The sequence below is a fragment of the Citrobacter sp. Cpo089 genome (assembly GCF_030332695.1).
Lineage (GTDB): Bacteria > Pseudomonadota > Gammaproteobacteria > Enterobacterales > Enterobacteriaceae > Citrobacter > Citrobacter portucalensis.
In genome coordinates, this window is record NZ_JAOWHJ010000046.1 from 59,300 (window position 1) to 79,373 (window position 20,074).

The window sequence follows — 20,074 nt, forward strand, 5'->3', positions numbered from 1 at the left end:
TTAACAATTGTGCTACATATCACAAAATCAAAGTCAACCGGTAAAGTCGCTTTGACACGCTTTCCGTTACCTTCTAGAGTGGAAAAATACAGATTTTAGATAAGAGACTATCTGTGAAATTAAGATGGTCTCTTATTGCATTTTTTTAGCTAATGGCGACCTTCTTCCGAATATTATGAAGGGGAAAGCCATGTCCGCATGCTCATTCTCGAATCCGATAAAAATCCGTGGTGTTGATGATGTTATTCATTGCATCGACTCACGCGGAAAAATCAATGGCAGAGCCGGTGTTATTTGGTGGTTAGCGCTAGGTGGCCTGTTTCTTGACGCTTTTTCAAATTCAGCCCTCAGCGCTGGATTAAATCCAATGACCCGCAATTTAAATCTGAGCGCGACCGAAGTTGCGCTGCTGACCTCATTTTCATCGTGGGTTGCCATATTATTTAACCCCATCGGCGGCTGGATTGCCGATCGCTGGGGGCGTGTTCCACCGCTGATTATTGCCAAAATAATGGCGGTGATCGGTGCGTTGCTGGTGATGTCGTCCTCCAGTTTCAGCACTATTATCATAGGCCGCTTCTTCGTTGGCGTCTCTTACGGAATGGATTTTGCCGTGGCCATGGCGATGTTAGCGGAGTTCACCCCGGTGAAACTAAAAAGCCGTTTAAACACCTGGCAAGGGGTGTGGTATGTCGCTGTGTGTTTAAACCTGGCATTGGCGTTGATGTTTTATTCCTGGGATGTTGGAGATGCTATCTGGCGTTATTCTATTGCCGTAACAGCATTATGCGGACTGATTGTTCTGTTCTTCCAGTTTCGTTATTTAGTTGAAAGTCCGGTATGGCTGGCAAGAAAATCACGTCTTTCTGAGGCCGTGATCGCTATGAATAAAATATACGGTGAGAATTTTATTCTGGCACCAAAGACGGAGCAAAAACCGGTCATTGGGCAAGCGGAAAAAGGTGCAAAAAATGTTCTGCTAATATTCCGTGGTGTTTATTTACCGCGTACGATTCTGGCTTCTACGGTTCAGATCTGCCAGTCAATACAATATTTTGGTGTCGGCTGGTATTTACCGGTTATTAGTGCTGCGATGTTTGGTAAGAACTTTGTGTATGCAACATTGTGCTCACTGTTTTTTAACGTTTTCGGTATCGTTGGCGGCTTCCTGTCGCCCGCTATAGGTCGCCGTCTGGGCTTGCGCCGTTCGTCGGCGATCGGTTTTGCCGTGGCTTTTCTCGTACTGCTTACGCTGGGACTGTTCAGCGACAGTATGCCGCTGTGGGCCTCTTTGCTGGTCCCTGCGCTGTTTATTCTTTGTCACTCTGGCGGGCCTGGCGCAAATGGGAAAAGCCTTTCATCACTCTCTTTTCGTAGTGAACTGCGGGCGGGTGCCAACGGTGTGGTGGGGGCGCTTGGCGCAATCGGTGCGGCGCTTGGGTTGTTTATTTTCCCCGTCTTCCGCGATCTGTACGGTCTGCAAACAACTTTCCTGATCATGTCCGCTGTTCCGCTATTTGCGAGCATCGTCTGTTTTGCGATCCCGTGGGATCCCACTCGCACGACCATCCAGCCGGATAACGAGCCTGGTGCTCCGCAGTTCGAATCACCCCATTCATCCTATCCCGAGTCGATGGCCCCCGAGTCAAACAGGAGCACGAAATGATTGAATATGAAGATGTCATTCTGGCGATAGATGAAGGGACATCTGGTACGCGCGCGGCAGTGGTGGCGCGAAATAGCCAGGTCCACTGCCTGGAATACCAACCGCTTCAGGTCAGTAGCCAGCGCCATGGCGTTGTTGAACAAGATGCTGATGAAATATTACAGGCCACCATTGCCGTGTGTCGCGCAGCGATTGCCAACGCCCAGCGTAGCAAGATGCGCATTGTGGCGCTGGCGATTGCTACGCAACGCTCCACGGCGGTGCTCTGGGATGCAGGCACTGGCAAGGCGCTGGCACCTGCGATGGTTTGGCAGGATGCACGTTTTACGGATGAACTGGCGCAACTAGCCCCCTACTGGGATGCGAAGCTGCTGCCGCTCATTGGTCGGCCGGTCGGGATACGCTCTCCTTACCTCTGGGCGTCATACCATATCACCAACACATCGGCAGTGAAGAAAGCGCACCAGGCCGGAACGCTGGTGTTTGGCACCGTTGACAGCTGGTTGCTCTGGCATCTGGCGCAAGAAAAAAAATGTGTCACTACCCCTACTAACGCCACGTCTGCTGGGGCGTATTGCCTTAACGAGCATCAGTATCATTTGCCCTGGCTGCAGGCGTTGAATTTCCCAGCATCATTGCTGCCATCATTACATGATGATGCTGATGATTTTGGCACCACGTGTGAAGATATCCTCGGAATTAGCGTCCCGATCCGGGCCTGCGCCGGAGATCAGTTTGCGGGGGCTATCGGCCTGGGCTGTACTGAACGCGGACAGGCTTTTTGTATGCATGGGACCGGCAGCTTTGTCGACTTGATGATGGGGCCGACGGTACCGACGCTGAATAAGAGTTGTGAAAGCACGCTCACAATGACGGCTCGCCGCCAAAAAGGGCGTTCACACTTCTCTGTAGAAACTTTCGTTCCAACTACCGGTTCGGCTTTGAACTGGGTGTGCGAAAAGCTGCACTGGTTTGACTCGCCCGAACAAATTAGCGAGTTGGCTGCGCAAGCCAGTGATTCTGGCGGCGTGAGTTTCATTCCGGCATTGACGGGTCTGCGTGTTCCTCATCTGCAACCGCAGGCCCGCGCCTCCCTTAACGGTATTTCAATCTCGACCACGCGCCCGCAGGTGGCTTACGCCATTCTGGAAGGTATCGCGCATTCGGTCGCTGCCTGTATTCGTGCGAATGAAGCGGCAACCGGCATACCCGCACAAGAACTGGTGGTTGGGGGCGGGTTATCCAATAGCGATACGTTATTGCAAATCCAGGCTGATGTTAGCGGGATCCCCGTACGGCGGATGGCCGAAACAGCACGGGCCAGCTTACGTGGTGCGGCATTTCTGGCAGGGGCCGATGGCCTGCTGTGGGACTCGTTGCCTGATGCCTGCGCCACGCTCAAAACAGCGCGCCTGTTTGAACCCAAAATCAGTCATGACCTTCGCGAACAAAAAATAAACCGCTGGGAGATGCGTATTGCGCTCGAAATAGATGCCGCCAGCAGCTTCACTTCAGCTAATCAGGAGCGTACCCACTCATGAAGTTTTTCCCCTCGCGAAAGCCTAACAAAACACGTAGTGAAATGTACGGCGCAGAGCCGTTGCGTCTGCATCGACCTGAGCAACTGGACCGACTGGAAAGCGAAACCTACGACATCCTGATTGTCGGCGGCGGCGTGACAGGAGCCTATGCGGCGCTGGATGCCAGCCTGCGTGGCTATCGGGTCGCGCTGATTGAAAAAAGCGATTTCGCTTCGGGGACGTCATCCAAGTCATCAAAAATGGTGCACGGTGGTCTGCGTTATATCGAGCAGGGGAACTTGGGGCTGGTGCGTCACTCTTTGCTCGAACGCCAGCGTATGCGCCGGAACGCTCGCCATCTGGTGCAGCGGCTTCCTTTTTTATTTCCGGTGCTTGATAAGAATGGCGTGTTTGATAAGCGCATGTCTTCGGCGTTTGAAAGTCTGCTCTGGACCTACGATCTCGCCGGCGGATGGCGGGAAGGTATCCTTCACCAAAAATTGACTCCGGCGGAAGTACTGTCGCACTGCCCAACGCTGAAAGAGGAACAACTCTCCGGTGGTTTTATGTATTTCGATGCCCGTGTTGACGATGCCAGATTAACGCTCGCCCTGGTGCGCACGGCGGCGTTTCATGGGGCGACGGTGACTAACCATGCCGAAGTCATTGAAACCACACGTGACCAGCACGGCAAAGTCAATGGGGCCATTGTGTATGCCGATGCCCGAGAAATTCGGATCAAAGCGCGGGTAGTCATTATGGCGACGGGCGTCTGGCTGCGTGACTGGAACGGGCTGAAAAAAGGGGAGGCGTCCCCTCTGAATATTCGCCCGGCGAAGGGAGTTCACGTCGCGATCCCATGGATGAAGATTCGCAATGATTGCACCGTGACCATCCCGGTTGCCGGACGCAGTCGACGCGCGACCATAACGCGCTGGGGTAACGTCTCCTATCTGGGCACCACGGATGAAGACTATCAGGGCGATCTGAACGATGTTCACTGTAATCGCACTGAGCTGGACTTTCTGCTGGAAGGGGCCAACTCGGCGCTGAAAACGGATCTGCGCCCGGAAGATGTGGTGGGAAGTATCGCCGGTTGCCGTCCTCTGGTGGGCGTGGCGGGTGGAAAGACCGTTGAGATGAAGCGTAACCATGAGATCCGGGTTTCAGCGGACGGGCTCATTACCATCGTCGGCGGCAAACTGACGACATCACGTCATATGGCGGAAGAAACCATCGACGCGGCCAGCAAAATACTGGGTCGTAAGAAGGCCTGCTCAACGAAAACTGCGTATTTGCTTGGCGCGGCGGGTTATGACCCGCAGGCCATTCTGGCCTCAGGTGGTCTGTCTGCGCATCTGGGCGAGCGCTACGGTACTGAAGCCCATTTTGTCAGTGACATTATCCAGGCCGATCCGTCGCTCATGAAGCCTATCGTCGCAGGGCTTCCCTATACCGAAGCGGAAGTGGTGTACGCCGTGCGCCATGAGCTTGCCAGCACTGTTGACGATGTGCTGTCGCGCCGAATTCGTGCTCGCCTGATGGCGCGCGATGCATCAGCCGCTGCCGCTGAACGCGTTGGGGAAATACTGCAACAAGAACTCCGATTACATCCTGAGCACGTGGCTAAACAGGTCGCCAGCTATCAGGCCGCAATTAAACATGAAAAATCAATGCTTATGGGGACATCAGAATGATCAGTAAAGAAGCGATTAAACGTGGTTACAACCGTGGAAATTATACCGTTGGCGCACATACTCGTCCCGCATGGGCAACGGATATCACCCGCAGCGGTGGCGCAAAAGGAATGCAGGTTGATCCCGTTGCAATAAGCGAAGCAACGTTTGACCGTCTGCGGGTCATTGCCGATGAAGTGCTGACGTCTGAGGCCGATGTGATTTCCTGGACCCGTGACTGGTGGGCCGGTTCGATGATTGCGGAAACCCAGGGCGCCCCCGCCACCTCAAAAGGGGTGATTGTGCGCGTTTCCACCGTGGAACAGATTCAGGACGTGATGCGTCTTGCCAGTGAATCCGCCATCCCGGTCACGGTTTCTGCCGGGCGGAGTAACGTTACCGGAGCCGCCTTGCCGTTGCGTGGGGGGATCGTGCTGGATGTTTGCGAACTCAATAAACTTATCGACTTTGACCCGCAAAGTCAGATTGTTGAGGTAGAAGCCGGCATGTTTGGCGATGTTTTCGAACAAACCATCCAAAAAGAGTACGGTATGACGATGGGCCACTGGCCGTCTTCGTTTGGCATTAGTACCGTGGGTGGGTGGGTCGCCTGTCGTGGTGCGGGGCAGCTTTCTACCCGCTATGGCAAAATTGAAGATATGGTTTTTGGGATGGATGTGGTACTTGCCGATGGGCGCTTAATCACCGTGGGCGGTTATGCACGCAGCGCTATCGGACCGGATTTACAGCAAATGTTCATTGGTTCGGAAGGCACGCTGGGTGTGATTGTGCGTGTGCGTTTGAAGCTGCATCGCCTGCCGGATTATGGCCGCGCCATCGCCTGGGGTTTTTCCAGTTTCGCCAGTGGACTGGAGGCATGTCGCGAAATCTTACAGCATGGCGCGAATCCGGCGGCACTACGTTTGTACGATAATCTGGAAAGCGGCGTGCAGTTTGGTCTGCCAGAGACCAATGTCCTGCTAATTGCGGACGAAGGACAGCCAGACATGGTCGACGCGGTGCTGGCTATCAGTGAGCGTGTTTGTAAGCAGAGCGGAGAGGAACTTGACGGTGAGGCCATCTTTGAACGCTGGCTGGATACCCGGTATCTGACGGGCAAAAGCGCTGAAGGCTTTAAGAAAAGCCCCGGCCTGGTGGCGGACACGCTGGAAATGGTGGGACGCTGGCGCGATCTCAGCGCGGTATATGATGATGTGGTGGCTGCGATTAACGCTGTACCGGGGACGCTGGCTGGTTCAGCGCACCAGTCTCACGCCTACGTCGATGGCGCATGCCTTTACTTTTCGCTGCGTGGCGATGTGGCCGTTGAGCAACGCGGGGCGTGGTATCGTGCCGCATGGGACGCGGCAAATGCGGTGCTGATTAAACACAATGCCTCCCTCAGCCATCACCATGGCGTTGGGCTGCTTCGTTCCCCCTATATGCAGGCCTCATTAGGCGAATCGCTTTCGGTTTTGGCCGATATTAAAAAGGCGCTGGATCCGCAGAATATCCTGAACCCGGGAAAACTGGGGTTAAGCGCTGAGCTTCACTCACATCGGGCAGGTCAATCATGATCAAAAACCTTGGCGTGCTTCTGGCACGCCATCCAATCATCATGGCGATTTACGGCATTGAGCAACTGAAAACCGCGCTGTCCAGCAAAGCTGAAGTCTGCATTATTGCCAATATTGATCTGATTAAGCTCCAGCCAGTGATCGAACTGCTGTCGAAGGCGGGAAAGTACGTCATCGTCAATATCGACAGTTGTAATGGGCTGTCGCAGGATAAAGGTGGCATCGATTATGTGGCTGAAACAGGGGCGATGGGGCTGCTCTCTACGCGTTTGCAAACCGTACAGCGTGCGAAAAAATGTGGGCTGGTGACCATGCAGAAAATCTTTGTCACTGACCGTTCCACCTGGCTACGCAGCCTGAAAGCGGTGGAGCAAAGCGAACCTGATTATGTGCAACTGATGCCCGCGCAGATGCTGCCGTTGCTCCCGCAGGCCGATCGTAATGTGTTGCCGCCGATTGTGGCGTCCGGGTTTGTCTGCAATGAGGAGCATGCTCAGACAGCACTGTTGCACGGCGCGATAGCCGTCTCAAGCAGCGACAGTGCGTTATGGGATGTGAATCTTCTACGTTAACCACCGGGAGCCAAAAATGGAAAATACGCAGCTGTTTGTTGTCGCACATTATTTTGCCCAACCGACGATGGGCGACAAGGTAAACGATGCGCTCAGCATGCTGGCGGAGGCGACGCGTAGCGAGCCTGAAAATATCACCTATGAGTTTTTCCGTTCCACGGAAGACGGCGATCGCTTTGTGATTGTTGAGACTTATCGTTGCGCACAAGGTCTTGAACTTCACAGACAAACGGAACATTTTCAACGCATTGGCATTGGAATTATTACTCCGCTGTTGGAGCGTAAAGAGGTGAAAAGCTTTCACATTCCTCCCGATGAACCGCGTAGGTAAACGCTGTCTTTCTTACTACAAGGAATACATCAATGAACCATGTTATGAAGGATTTTTCGTTTACGACGGTAGCGGAGATCATCGTCGAATGGGCGGGTGCGGCACGATTAGGAGAGATCCTTCAGCAGCGGTTTAACGCGCGTCGTGTATTGCTGGTAACCGACCCAGGACTGGTCAAAGCAGGGATTCTGCCGCCTGTTCTGCATAGCCTGCAAGACGCAGGATTTCAGGTGACGGTTTATGATCGGGTTCAACCCGATCCGCATGAACACTTTGTTCGCGAAGCCATACAGGTAGCACGCGATAGCCACTGTGACATGGTTATTGGCCTGGGCGGCGGCTCCTCGCTGGATGTCGCGAAGCTGGTGGCTGTGTTAATCAACTCTGAACAAGAGCTGCCGGAGCTTTACGGGATTGGCAAGGTTATCGGCCAACGTTTGCCGCTGGTAAATATTCCCACTACGGCAGGTACGGGGTCTGAAGTCACCAATATTGCCATTTTAACGACGCATGATGACAGCAAAATGGGCATTGTCTCCCCGCAGCTGTATGGTGATTTGGTGCTGCTGGATGCGCAACTGACGCTGGGGTTACCGCCGGTCCACACCGCTGCCGCCGGGATAGATGCGATGGTGCATGCAATAGAGGCCTATACCGGCAAGCATAAGAAGAACCCGCTTTCGGATGCGTTGGCCCGAGAGGCGTTACGTTTAATCAGTCGCCATCTGGTGACCGCATGTCGTGACGGGAACAACCGTGAAGCACGAGAAAATGTTCTGCTGGGCGCGATGCTGGCAGGCCAGGCTTTTGCCAATTCCCCTGTGGCGGCAGTGCATGCGCTGGCTTATCCCTTGGGCGCACGACACCATATTCCACATGGGTTGTCGAATGCGCTGATGTTGATTCCAGTGCTGCAGTTTAACGCGTCAGCGGCGGCTCCACTTTATGGTGAGCTGGCAGCCGTCATTGGGGTGAAGGTGACAGGGGACGTGGCAAACGATGCCCGGTCGTTTATTGCCGGGATGGTGAAGATTATTGCCGCAACCGGCGCACCGAACAGGCTGCGTGACGTCGATGTACCTGAAAAGGACCTGCCGCTGTTGGCCCACGATGCTATGCAGCAGACCCGTTTACTGGATAACAATCCCGTGACGCTTACTGAAGACGATGCGTTGCGACTTTATCAGCAGGCTTTTTAAGCACTACAGGTGTCCGGTGAAGGAATTGCCGGGCACGATTTTCTGCCTGCAACATCCCTGCTACAACCGAATAGACATATTGAATCCAGGTGGTAGTATTCAATAGACAGCAGTAATGAGTATGCGTGTTTCATTTCCGGCCAGGAACGCTGATGATGACAACATTACTACCCGATTTCACAGCATTTTCATCATTCACTTCCTTCGCGGCGCAGGTTGCTTACATGCCTGTCTGCTCTCTGGCCATTGTTTCTCATTCCTTCTTATCCCGGATGGAATCTCCCGCTGAATAGCTGTTCAGTGGGCTTTGTGACACGCATCGTTTGATAACAGGGATTACGGCGGGTCGAATATGGATAAGTTTAAACGTCATATGATGTGGTGGGTGGTGGGCATCCTGGTCGTGGTGGCCGCGATAGCATGGTGGATGCTTCGTCCTGCGGGAATACCGGAGGGGTTTGCAGCCAGCAACGGCAGAATTGAAGCCACTGAAGTGGATATTGCCACCAAGATTGCCGGGCGAATTGACACGATCCTCGTGTCGGAAGGGCAGTTCGTCCGTCAGGGTGAGGTGCTGGCGAAAATGGATACCCGCGTGCTGCAGGAGCAGCGGCTGGAAGCGGTAGCCCAAATCAAAGAGGCCGAAAGTGCGGTGGCGGCGGCGCGGGCGCTGTTAGAGCAGCGGCAAAGTGAAATGCGCGCCGCGCAGTCGGTGGTAAAACAGCGTGAGGCGGAACTGCAGTCGGTCTCTAAACGCCACGTCCGCTCCCGTTCGCTATCTCAGCGTGGGGCTGTGTCTGAGCAACAGCTGGATGACGACAGGGCTGCGGCAGAAAGCGCACGTGCTGCACTGGAATCCGCAAAGGCGCAGGTCTCTGCGGCAAAAGCCGCCATTGAAGCCGCTCGTACCAGTATCATTCAGGCGCAAACCCGCGTAGAAGCCGCGCAGGCTACCGAACGTCGTATTGCGGCTGATATTGATGACAGCGAGTTGAAAGCCCCGCGCGATGGCCGCGTACAGTACCGCGTAGCTGAACCGGGCGAGGTGCTTTCCGCAGGCGGTCGCGTGCTGAATATGGTCGATCTCAGCGATGTCTACATGACGTTCTTCTTGCCAACCGAACAGGCTGGTTTACTGAAGATTGGCGGAGAAGCGCGGCTGGTGCTGGATGCTGCGCCGGATCTGCGTATTCCGGCGACCATCAGCTTTGTGGCTAGCGTCGCGCAGTTCACGCCGAAAACGGTCGAAACCAGCGATGAACGGCTGAAACTGATGTTTCGCGTCAAAGCGCGTATCCCGCCAGAGCTGTTGCAGCAGCATCTGGAGTACGTGAAAACCGGTCTGCCGGGCATGGCGTGGGTGCGTGTTGATGAAAGTCGCGCCTGGCCTGACGACCTGGTGGTGAGGTTGCCGCAATGACGCATCTGGCGCTGGTTCCCGTTCCTCCCGTGGCGCACCTTGACGGCGTGAGTCAGCATTACGGGAAAACGGTAGCGCTGAACAATATCACGCTGGATATCCCTGCCCGCTGTATGGTGGGGCTGATTGGCCCGGATGGCGTCGGAAAATCGAGCCTGCTGTCGCTCATCTCCGGCGCGCGGGTCATTGAACACGGCAACGTGATGGTGTTGGGTGGCGATATGCGCGACCCAAAACATCGCCGGGATGTCTGCCCGCGCATTGCCTGGATGCCACAAGGGCTGGGGAAAAACCTGTATCACACGCTGTCGGTATATGAGAACGTCGATTTCTTTGCCCGCCTGTTTGGGCATGACAAAGCGGAGCGTGAGGTGCGGATTACCGAGCTGCTGAATAGCACCGGACTGGCACCGTTTCGCGACCGTCCTGCCGGGAAACTCTCGGGCGGGATGAAGCAAAAGTTGGGGTTGTGCTGCGCGTTAATCCACGACCCGGAACTGTTAATTCTCGATGAACCCACCACCGGGGTCGACCCGCTGTCCCGCGCCCAGTTCTGGGATCTGATTAACAGCATTCGCCAGCGGCAGACCAACATGAGCGTGCTGGTGGCGACCGCTTACATGGAAGAAGCTGAGCGCTTTGACTGGCTGGTGGCGATGAACGCCGGGGAGGTGTTAGCCACCGGGAGCGCGCAGCAGCTACGTGAGCAAACCAACAGCAACACGCTGGAGCAGGCGTTTATCGCGCTGTTACCTGAAGCCCAGCGGCAGGCGCATAAACCGGTAGTGATCCCGCCGTATCACGCTGAGCAGGAAGAGATTGCCATCGAGGCGAAAAACCTGACCATGCGCTTCGGTAAATTTGTGGCGGTGGACCACGTTAACTTCCGCATTCCGCGCGGGGAAATCTTCGGTTTTCTCGGCTCCAACGGCTGCGGTAAATCCACCACCATGAAAATGCTCACCGGACTGCTGCCCGCAAGCGAAGGCGAGGCGTGGCTGTTTGGACAAGCGGTTGATCCGAAGAATATCGATACCCGCCGCCGGGTAGGCTATATGTCGCAGGCATTTTCGCTCTACAACGAGCTGACCGTCCGGCAAAACCTCGAACTACATGCGCGGCTGTTCCATATCCCCGAAGCAGAAATCCCTGGGCGGGTGCAGGAGATGAGTGAGCGCTTTTCGCTGACCGATGTCGAAGATGCGCTGCCCGGTGCGCTGCCGTTGGGGATCCGTCAACGCCTGTCGCTGGCGGTGGCGGTGATCCATCGCCCGGAGATGCTCATTCTTGATGAACCGACCTCCGGGGTCGATCCGGTGGCGAGGGATATGTTCTGGCAACTGATGGTCGACCTGTCGCGCCAGGACAAAGTGACCATTTTTATCTCCACCCACTTTATGAACGAAGCGGAGCGCTGCGACCGCATGTCGCTGATGCACGCCGGAAAAGTACTGGCCAGCGGTACGCCGCAGGAGCTGGTGAAACAGCGTGGAGCTGCCAGTCTGGAAGAGGCGTTTATCTCCTGGTTGCAGGAAGCGGCAGGCCCGGCGCCGGAAACTCAGTTGGCGCCAGCCAATGTCCCGACAGTGCATGAAAACAGTAAGCCGCCGCGGCAAGGCTTTAGCCTGCGACGCTTGTTCAGCTACAGCCGCCGCGAGGCGCTGGAGCTACGACGTGACCCGGTACGCTCCACGCTGGCGCTGATGGGCACAGTGATCCTGATGCTTATCATGGGCTACGGCATCAGCATGGATGTAGAAAACCTGCGTTTTTCGGTGCTCGATCGTGACCAGACCGTCAGCAGCCAGGCGTGGACGCTGAATCTGGCGGGATCGCGCTATTTTATCGAGCAACCGCCGCTCAGCAGTTATGACGAGCTGGACAAACGGATGCGTTCAGGCGAAGTTGCGGTAGCAATTGAAATTCCGCCAAATTTTGGCCGCGACATCGCGCGTGGAACGCCGGTGAAGATTGGCGTCTGGGTCGATGGCGCAATGCCAAGCCGCGCTGAAACGGTCAGGGGTTACGTGCAGGCGATGCACCAGACCTGGCTGCAGGATGTGATGGCGCGCCAGCCAAATGCCAGCGGGCAAAACGGGCTGATGACCATTGAAACTCGCTATCGTTACAACCCGGATGTGAAGAGTCTGCCGGCGATTGTTCCGGCAGTGATCCCACTGCTGTTGATGATGATCCCCTCCATGCTCAGTGCCCTCAGCGTGGTGCGTGAGAAAGAGCTGGGGTCGATTATCAACCTGTACGTTACGCCCACGACCCGCAGCGAGTTTTTACTCGGCAAACAGTTGCCGTACATCGTGCTGGGTATGCTGAACTTCCTGCTGTTGTGCGCGCTGTCGGTGTTTGTGTTCGGCGTCCCGCATAAGGGGAGCTTTGTGACCCTGACGCTGGCAGCGCTGCTGTACGTCACCATTGCCACCGGGCTGGGGCTGTTAATCTCCACGTTTATGAAAAGCCAGATCGCGGCCATTTTTGGTACGGCGATTATTACGCTGATCCCGGCGACGCAGTTTTCCGGAATGATCGATCCAGTTGCCTCGCTGGAAGGGCCGGGTCGGTGGATTGGTGAAATTTATCCGACCAGCCATTTTCTGACCATCGCGCGTGGAACGTTCTCTAAAGCGTTGGATCTGACCGATCTCTGGCCGCTGTTTATTCCGCTGGCGGTAGCCATTCCGGTGGTGATTGGTCTGAGCGTATTACTGCTGAAAAAACAGGAGGGGTGATGCGCCGATTACGCAATATTTATAACCTCGGCATCAAAGAGTTGCGCAGCCTGCTGGGTGACAAAGCGATGCTGACGCTGATCGTCTTCGCCTTCACGGTTTCGGTTTATTCTTCCGCGACCGTCCTGCCGGGTTCGCTGCATCTGGCACCGATTGCTATTGCCGATATGGACCAGTCGCAGTTGTCGAATCGGATTGTGAATAGTTTTTATCGCCCGTGGTTTTTACCGCCGGAGATGATCACTGCCGATGAAATGGATGCCGGGCTGGACGCCGGGCGCTATACCTTCGCCGTAAACATTCCTCCTGACTTTCAGCGTGATGTGCTGGCCGGACGACAACCGGATATACAGGTTAACGTCGATGCCACGCGGATGAGCCAGGCGTTTACCGGCAACAGCTATATCCAGAATATCATCAGCGGCGAGGTAAACAGCTTTGTGGCGCGTTACCGCGATAACAATGAGCCGCCGGTGGCACTGGAAATGCGCATGCGCTTTAACCCTAATCTGGAACCCGCCCGTTTTGGCGCGGTGATGGCGATCATCAATAACATCACCATGCTGGCGATTGTGCTGACCGGTTCGGCGTTGATCCGCGAACGCGAGCACGGGACTATTGAGCATCTGCTGGTGATGCCGGTGACGCCGTTTGAGATTATGATGGCAAAAATCTGGTCGATGGGGCTGGTGGTGCTGGTGGTTTCCGGTCTGTCGCTGATGCTGATGGTGAAAGGCGTGCTCGGGGTGCCGATTGAAGGTTCAATTCCGTTGTTTATGCTGGGCGTGGCGCTGAGCCTGTTCGCCACCACCTCGATCGGCATTTTTATGGGCACGCTGGCGCGTTCCATGCCGCAGTTGGGACTGCTGATGATTCTGGTGCTGCTGCCGTTACAGATGCTCTCAGGTGGCTCCACACCGCGTGAAAGCATGCCGCAGGCGGTGCAGGACATTATGCTGACCATGCCAACGACCCATTTTGTCAGCCTCGCGCAGGCGATACTTTACCGCGGCGCAGGGTTTGACATTGTCTGGCCGCAGTTTCTGACGCTGCTGGCGATTGGTAGCGCGTTCTTCCTGATAGCACTGCTGCGTTTCAGAAAGACGATTGGCACGATGGCGTAATCATTATTGCCGGGGGCGCTTCGCTTGCCTGGCCTACAGATGGTAACAGACGTAGGCCGGATAAGGCGTAGCCGCCATCCGGCATCCCGCAACGAAACAGGCAATTACTCTTCTTTCGGCAGGCACTGTAAATGGCCGTGGCGCACGCCGCGCTGGGAAATCACGTCATCGGCAAAATGCTGCACATCGCCCATGTCGCCTTTTAGCACGGCGATTTCCAGGCAGTCGTCATGGTTGATGTGCACGTGCAGCGTGGCGACCGATAAATCGTGATGGTGGTGTTGGGTAGAAACAATACGGCTGGCCAGATCACGCTTCTCATGCTCATAAACATACGAGAGCACCGCGAAGCCCTGAGTGCCGTGTTCAAGGGTAGTTTCCTGCGCCAGTGCGCCACGTAGAATATCGCGGATCGCTTCGGAACGGTTGTTGTAGCCACGGCGCTGACTCAGGCCGTCAAGCGTTTCCAGTAAATCGTCATCGAGGGTAATGGTGACTCGTTGCATCTGCAGTTAACCTTTCATGTGGCGCGTTGGCGCACAGGGAGTAAGGGGAATAGCGTATTTTGTAACACACGTCCGGCATCCGGGGAAAAGGTTAATGTTCTCGCAATAAACGCAGCAGAGTACTGACCTGTTCATCCAGCGGGGCAAGCGTATCTTTAACGATCAGATGCAAAGGCGTGGCGCGGCGAGCGCCATGGCTTAACGGCAGTGGGCGTAAAAGCCCCTGATCAAGCTGCGTCTGAATACGTTCCTCAGGCAGCCAGCCGTAACCGACCTGATACATCACCGCATCAATCGCGGCATCAATGGTCGAGAAGGTCCAGGCATCACGCGCCGGTTGTTGTGGGTTATCGCGATCGGCAATACGAATCAGCGGCCAGGCGCGTAATGCGTCTTCATTCAGCGGCGCATCCAGCATGCAGAGTGGGTGATCGCGGTGGGCCACGGCCACGAAGTCAATATTCATCAGCCATTCGCCGCGTCCGGTGACATCCTGACGCCGGGTCAGGACCATTACGTCCGCATCGGCATGTGCTGCCAGTCGAGCATCACCATTCTCCAGGACTTCGGTCAGACGCACCTGCGTTTGCGGCCAGGCCTGCTGAAACTGTTTGAGAATGGCGAACAGGCGTTTGCGTGGGAAGATGCTATCTACCATCAAATCCAGCCGCGTTCGCGTACCGTTTTGTAACGTTGCGGCCCGGGTTTCCACCCATAAAAAGGCCTTCAGTAACGGTTTGACCTGATTGAGCAATAGCTCTCCGGCCGGGGTCAGGACAGCCCTGCGACCTTCCGGGGTCAGCAGCGTTACGCCGAGCCGCTCCTGCAACAGTGCCAGATTGTAGCTCACCGAAGACTGGCTACGGTTGGTCTCTTCCGCCGCTTTAGCAAAGCTGCCCAGCTCCACCACTTTCTCCAATAGAGCCCACTGCTCGAGGGTTGTTTTGTGCATAACTCATCTAATAATTGAATGAATTTGATGCAAACATAGCGTTATTCATCCAATTTTTGAAGCGTTAAGATCCTCGCATCAAGTAAGAGGAGAACGAATATGAGCGCGTTTGATAAACATGATTTGAGCGGATTTGTCGGCAAACATCTGGTCTATACCTACGATAATGGCTGGAATTACGAGATCTACGTGAAAAACGACGCTACGCTGGATTACCGCATTCACAGCGGTATTGTGGGGAATCGTTGGGTGAAAGATCAGCGGGCCTATATTGTGCGGGTCGGGGAGAGCGTTTTTAAAATTTCGTGGACCGAACCGACCGGGACCGACGTCAGCTTGATCGTAAACCTGGGTGATAAACTCTTTCACGGCACCATCTTTTTCCCTCGCTGGGTGATCAATAATCCGGAAAAAACGGTCTGCTTCCAGAATGACCATATTCCGCTGATGATGTCGTACCGCGATGCCGGCCCGGCGTATCCCACCGAGGTGATTGATGAGTTCGCGACCATCACTTTCGTACGTGACTGCGGCGCGAACAACGATGACGTTATTGCCTGTGCGGCGAGCGAGCTGCCGAAAAACTTCCCGGAAAATTTACGCTAAGGCTTCCAGGCGCTGCACGGCGTCTGCGGTCAGGGTAAACGGCGTGGGGGTGCACACCGCCAGGCTCAGGGTATCAAGCTGGCACTGGCTGACGGAGAGTGAGGAAGTTAGCGCGGTACTGTCGACGCTGACGATTTGCCAGGCGCTACCGCCGCGCTGTTTCACGATAGCTTCTTTACGCGTCCAGATGCGCCAGAACGCCGCCAGCTGTTGCTCCGGGCGTTCGGCCTCGACTTCGGCATGTTCACCAAGACTGAATACCGTATTTGCCAGCGTTTGCCAGTTATCGCGCGGGCGAACGACTTCAATATCGCAGCCGACTTCCCCTTCGTCGCTGAGCAGCAGGGCGATATCATCACCGCTGTGGCTGAGATTGAACCACAGCGGCGTGTCAGCAGAAAAGGCCGGTTTTCCTTGCTCGCCATAGACGATGTCTGGTAATGGCGAAAGGGCATGGGAAAGCAGCACGCGACCGGCCAGCCAGCGCGCACGGCGAGCACCTTGCGGCGCTTGCTCACTCAGTGCGGCAGGCAGTGCGCCAGCGCTTAAAACAGAAACTTTCCCAAGAACGATCCGGTACATATCACGGCCAACGTTTAATGATGATAGAAGTATTTATGCCGCCAAACGCAAAGTTGTTGCTCTGCAAAAACTCGCAATCAATCTTGCGGGCTTCACCCATAATGTAATCCAGCGCGCCACAATTGGCATCTGGCTGACTCAAATTTAGCGTAGGCGCAAACCAGCCTTCACGCATCATTTGCAGACTCATCCAGGCCTCTAGTGCGCCACAAGCGCCAAGGGTATGTCCAAAATAGCTTTTAAGCGAGGATAGCGGAACATTATCACCATAAATTGCAGAGGTTGCCTGACTTTCTGCAACATCACCACGATCGGTTGCGGTTCCGTGCGCTGAAATATAGCCGATATCCCGGGCACTAATACCTGCCATATTCAGTGATTTTTCCATGCAAATCTGCATTGTTTCGCGCTGCGGCTGGGTGATATGGGCAGCATCGCAGTTAGTGGCAAAGCCAACGATTTCACCATAAATCGTTGCTCCGCGCGCTTTAGCGTGTTCCAGCTCTTCCAGCACTAGCGTACCTGCACCTTCTCCGATGACCAGACCATCGCGTTTTTCATCGAACGGGGAGGGGGTGGTTTTCGGCTCGTCGTTGCGCTGGCTGGTTGCGAATAACGTATCAAACACGGCGGCTTCGGAAGGACACAGTTCTTCTGCGCCGCCGGCGACCATCACCGTTTGATAACCGTGTCGAATGGCTTCCCATGCATAACCAATTGCCTGGCTACCGGATGTGCAGGCGCTGGATGTCGGGATGACTCGCCCACGCAGACCGAAAAACAATCCGGTGTTAACGGCAGTGGTATGCGGCATCATTTGCACGTAGGTCGTGCCGGTGATGTTATTGGTGTGTTTCTCGGTCAGCATGGTCGCGAACTCGCTCACTGGACCGGTACTACCGGTTGATGAACCATAAGCGATCCCGGTTTCACCGTTAGTCAGTACCCGATCGCCAATCAGCCCGGCCTGCTCAAGCGCCAGCTCTGTTGCGCGGGTGGACATCAGCGATACGCGCCCCATGGCGCGAATTCGCTTGCGGGTATAGTGTTCCGGCAGAGTGAAGTCGTCGATCGGCGCTCCCAGCAGTGTGTGCAGTCCGTCATAAACCTGCCACTCCGGCATTTTGCGTACCGCATTTTCATATGCCAATAACCTGGCGGAGACAGCCTGCCAGTTTTCCCCAAAGGCGGTGACGCCGCCCATGCCTGTAATCACGACACGACGTGTCATAACATCCCTCCATTGATGGAAATCACCTGGCGAGTTACATAGCCCGCCACATCCGACATTAAATAACTGGCAAGCCCGGCGACTTCTTCAGCCTGACCTATTCGTTTCATGGGAATCATCGACATCGCCTCTTTCAATGCGGCTTCTTCCATCTCGATCATCCCGGTATCAATGAGTCCCGGCGCAATGCAGTTTACGGTAATTTTGCGTTTTGCCAGTTCGATAGCCAGCGCTTTGGTGGCACCAATAATTCCGGCTTTTGCCGCACTGTAATTGACCTGACCGCGGTTGCCCATCACGCCCGAAACCGAAGACAGTGTGATGATACGGCCCCCCTGGCGTGCGCTGATCATCGGCATAATGCACGGATGAATGACGTTGTAAAAGCTGTCGAGGTTGGTATGGATCACCGAATCCCAGTCGTTATCACTGAGCGCAGGGAAAGCGGCATCCCGAGTGACTCCAGCGTTGCTGACAATGCCGTACCATGCGCCGTTTGCCTCAATATCTTGCGACAGTATTTCACGGCACTGCTCGCGATTGGCAACGTCAAATGTCAACAGGCGCCCTGCGCCGCCAGCGGCGAGGATAGCATCCAGCGTTTCTTGTGCTCCTTGCACATCGCGATGATAGTGTACGCCGACCACAAAACCGTCCGCGGCCAGTTGTCTGGCGATGGCGCGACCGATACCTTTGCTGGCACCCGTAACTAAAACTGAACGGCTCATGTGGACGCTCCTTGTTGAAATAGCGTGTTAATTTCTTCTGATGTTGGCTGGAAGGTGTTGACTCGACCGGTTGCCAGCGTCTCGTTGTCTGCCTGGATGGCACATTCAAAGCTACCGAATCGTGCATCCTGCATCAGCAATTTGACATGGATGCTCAGCTTCTTCCCGGCAGGCAGAACACCTGTAGCACAGACTAACTCACGTGCGCCCAGTACCATGCCTAACGTAATACTCGCCTGACCTTGTTGCTGGCGGTGCCAGCCAGACCAGACGCCAATGGTCTGCGCCATCAGTTCTAGTGCGAACCAGCCAGGCAGATTACCATCAGGGTCGAGAAAAGGGGCCAGTACGCTGTTTGCTGATACCGTCACGTGGCAGGTGGCGGTTTCGTCCGCCACACTGACGACCTCTTCAAGAAGCAGCATCGGCGCATCATGCGGTAAATAGTCACCCGGTGGTAAAAAGTGGCTCATGAGGTTCTCCCGAGCAGGATGCTGGCATTATTGCCACCGAAGGCAAATGAATTAGACAAGATAACCGGGCGAGTCAGCGACTGCGGCTGTTCAATGATGCCGCAGGCTGGCAATGTTTCATCGCGTGGCGATTGGCTAAAATCCTGCGGTGGCAGCGGCAGTTCGCGTTGCAGAATCAGCATACTGATCGCTGCTTCGGTGATCCCCGCAGCGCCCAGCGTGTGCCCGGTCAGATGTTTGGTTGAACTGCACGGGACCGTTTCGCCAAATAGCGCGCTCACGACGTTGGACTCAATCTGATCATTTAACGGTGTGGCGGTTCCGTGCAGATTGATATAGCCCACGTGTTCCGGCGTCATTCCTGCGTCGTTAAGCGCCTGGCCGATGGCGCGAATGGCACCTTCCCCCTGTGGATGGGGAGCCGAAATATGGTACGCGTCGCTGGATTCGCCGACGCCAAGGAGCGCGATAGGCTGTGGCTCGCGGGTTAATACCATCAATGCGGCGCCTTCGCCAATGGTGATCCCACAACGGTCGCGGCCAAACGGCTGACACAGCGTTGGGGAGAGTGATTCCAGACTGTGGAATCCGTTGATTGGCATTCGGCTTAGCGTATCCGCACCGCCGACAATGGCGATATCGACCAGACCTGATTCGATCAAACGACGTCCGCTCATGATAGCCCTTGCACTGGACGAGCAGGCGGTTGAGAGCGTAAAGGCCGGGCCATCCAGCGCCAGCCAGTGGCTAAGAAAACGCGACGGATCGCCCAGTTCCTGTTGCGGATAGCGCCAGTCAGTGCTCTCTTTGCCGTTGAGCATCAAATCTACGTGAACGTCACCCTCATCCAGACCGGAGGTGCTGGTGCCGAGAACAACAGCAATACGATCGCGACCAAATCGGGCGATAGCGTCGTCCACCTGTGGCTGGATTTGCATCAGTGCTGCCAGCAATAGCTGGTTGTTGCGCGAACGATGAGCGCTAAAGTGCTGAGGAATAGCGGGCAGCTCACCGTCAACGCCTGCTAACACTGCGGATGGGTGTCCTTGCAGCCAGCCCGTGCGCGGGCGCATTCCCGGCGCTACGCCACGAGTGAGGTTGGCTGCGATTTCATCAGTGTTATTGCCCAACGCATTAATCATGCCAACGGCAGAAATGTAGATCATC

Annotated in this window: 18 protein-coding genes; 11 read left to right on the forward strand and 7 right to left on the reverse strand. The window is 55.3% G+C overall.

Going from position 1 to position 20,074, the window contains the following annotated elements:
• Positions 1-190: 190 nt before the first annotated feature.
• From OGX92_RS07710 to OGX92_RS07755, 10 genes are all read left to right on the forward strand, one after another.
• A complete protein-coding gene (locus OGX92_RS07710) occupies positions 191-1,666 on the forward strand; it encodes an MFS transporter (protein ID WP_003827485.1) in 1,476 nt (491 codons plus the stop codon).
• Positions 1,663-3,207, forward strand: a complete 1,545-nt coding sequence (locus OGX92_RS07715; RefSeq protein WP_240389441.1) for an FGGY family carbohydrate kinase — start codon at positions 1,663-1,665, stop codon at positions 3,205-3,207. The genes OGX92_RS07710 and OGX92_RS07715 overlap by 4 nt, the downstream gene beginning before the upstream one ends.
• A complete protein-coding gene (locus tag OGX92_RS07720) occupies positions 3,204-4,883 on the forward strand; it encodes a glycerol-3-phosphate dehydrogenase/oxidase (protein WP_063941411.1) in 1,680 nt (559 codons plus the stop codon). Before OGX92_RS07715 ends, OGX92_RS07720 begins: the two co-directional genes overlap by 4 nt.
• Complete coding sequence (locus OGX92_RS07725; protein ID WP_003827490.1) at positions 4,880-6,439, forward strand: FAD-binding oxidoreductase; 1,560 nt, start codon at positions 4,880-4,882, stop codon at positions 6,437-6,439. The genes OGX92_RS07720 and OGX92_RS07725 overlap by 4 nt, the downstream gene beginning before the upstream one ends.
• Complete coding sequence (locus OGX92_RS07730; RefSeq protein ID WP_003827492.1) at positions 6,436-7,011, forward strand: glycerol-3-phosphate responsive antiterminator; 576 nt, start codon at positions 6,436-6,438, stop codon at positions 7,009-7,011. The genes OGX92_RS07725 and OGX92_RS07730 overlap by 4 nt, the downstream gene beginning before the upstream one ends.
• Positions 7,012-7,027: 16 nt before the next feature.
• Positions 7,028-7,342: a putative quinol monooxygenase gene (locus OGX92_RS07735; RefSeq protein ID WP_003827494.1), complete on the forward strand. Its 315-nt coding sequence runs from the start codon at positions 7,028-7,030 to the stop codon at positions 7,340-7,342.
• Between the two features lie 32 nt (positions 7,343-7,374).
• On the forward strand, positions 7,375-8,541 hold the full coding sequence (locus OGX92_RS07740; RefSeq protein ID WP_063941410.1) for an iron-containing alcohol dehydrogenase: 1,167 nt from the start codon (positions 7,375-7,377) through the stop codon (positions 8,539-8,541).
• Positions 8,542-8,893: 352 nt separating this feature from the next.
• Entirely contained in the window at positions 8,894-9,961 is a 1,068-nt protein-coding gene (locus OGX92_RS07745; protein ID WP_057068426.1) for an HlyD family secretion protein, read from the forward strand.
• A complete protein-coding gene (rbbA, locus tag OGX92_RS07750; RefSeq protein WP_286586407.1) occupies positions 9,958-12,705 on the forward strand; it encodes a ribosome-associated ATPase/putative transporter RbbA in 2,748 nt (915 codons plus the stop codon). Before OGX92_RS07745 ends, rbbA begins: the two co-directional genes overlap by 4 nt.
• Positions 12,705-13,829: an ABC transporter permease gene (locus OGX92_RS07755; protein WP_063941408.1), complete on the forward strand. Its 1,125-nt coding sequence runs from the start codon at positions 12,705-12,707 to the stop codon at positions 13,827-13,829. The genes rbbA and OGX92_RS07755 overlap by 1 nt, the downstream gene beginning before the upstream one ends.
• Positions 13,830-13,933: 104 nt before the next feature.
• On the opposite strand, the gene nikR is transcribed toward OGX92_RS07755, so the two are convergent.
• Complete coding sequence (nikR, locus tag OGX92_RS07760) at positions 13,934-14,335, reverse strand: nickel-responsive transcriptional regulator NikR (RefSeq protein ID WP_003827507.1); 402 nt, start codon at positions 14,333-14,335, stop codon at positions 13,934-13,936.
• A gap of 91 nt (positions 14,336-14,426) precedes the next feature.
• Positions 14,427-15,287 carry a LysR family transcriptional regulator gene (locus tag OGX92_RS07770; RefSeq protein WP_003827509.1) on the reverse strand — a complete coding sequence of 287 codons (861 nt, stop codon included), beginning with the start codon at positions 15,285-15,287 and terminating at the stop codon, positions 14,427-14,429.
• 99 nt (positions 15,288-15,386) lie between these two features.
• On the opposite strand from OGX92_RS07770, the gene OGX92_RS07775 reads away from it, so the two are divergent.
• A complete protein-coding gene (locus tag OGX92_RS07775; RefSeq protein ID WP_284968633.1) occupies positions 15,387-15,893 on the forward strand; it encodes a phenolic acid decarboxylase in 507 nt (168 codons plus the stop codon).
• On the opposite strand, the gene acpT is transcribed toward OGX92_RS07775, so the two are convergent.
• From acpT to OGX92_RS07800, 5 genes are read right to left on the reverse strand one after another with little or no spacing between them, the layout of a single operon-like run.
• On the reverse strand, positions 15,885-16,475 hold the full coding sequence (gene acpT, locus OGX92_RS07780; RefSeq protein ID WP_003827514.1) for a 4'-phosphopantetheinyl transferase AcpT: 591 nt from the start codon (positions 16,473-16,475) through the stop codon (positions 15,885-15,887). The genes OGX92_RS07775 and acpT overlap by 9 nt on opposite strands.
• Before the next feature lies 1 nt (position 16,476).
• Complete coding sequence (locus tag OGX92_RS07785; RefSeq protein WP_003827516.1) at positions 16,477-17,706, reverse strand: beta-ketoacyl-ACP synthase; 1,230 nt, start codon at positions 17,704-17,706, stop codon at positions 16,477-16,479.
• Positions 17,703-18,434, reverse strand: a complete 732-nt coding sequence (locus tag OGX92_RS07790) for a 3-ketoacyl-ACP reductase FabG2 (protein ID WP_008786386.1) — start codon at positions 18,432-18,434, stop codon at positions 17,703-17,705. The genes OGX92_RS07785 and OGX92_RS07790 overlap by 4 nt, the downstream gene beginning before the upstream one ends.
• Entirely contained in the window at positions 18,431-18,907 is a 477-nt protein-coding gene (locus OGX92_RS07795; RefSeq protein WP_003827520.1) for a hotdog family protein, read from the reverse strand. Before OGX92_RS07795 ends, OGX92_RS07790 begins: the two co-directional genes overlap by 4 nt.
• Entirely contained in the window at positions 18,904-20,073 is a 1,170-nt protein-coding gene (locus tag OGX92_RS07800) for a beta-ketoacyl-[acyl-carrier-protein] synthase family protein (protein WP_003827522.1), read from the reverse strand. The genes OGX92_RS07795 and OGX92_RS07800 overlap by 4 nt, the downstream gene beginning before the upstream one ends.
• Position 20,074 lies beyond the last annotated feature (1 nt).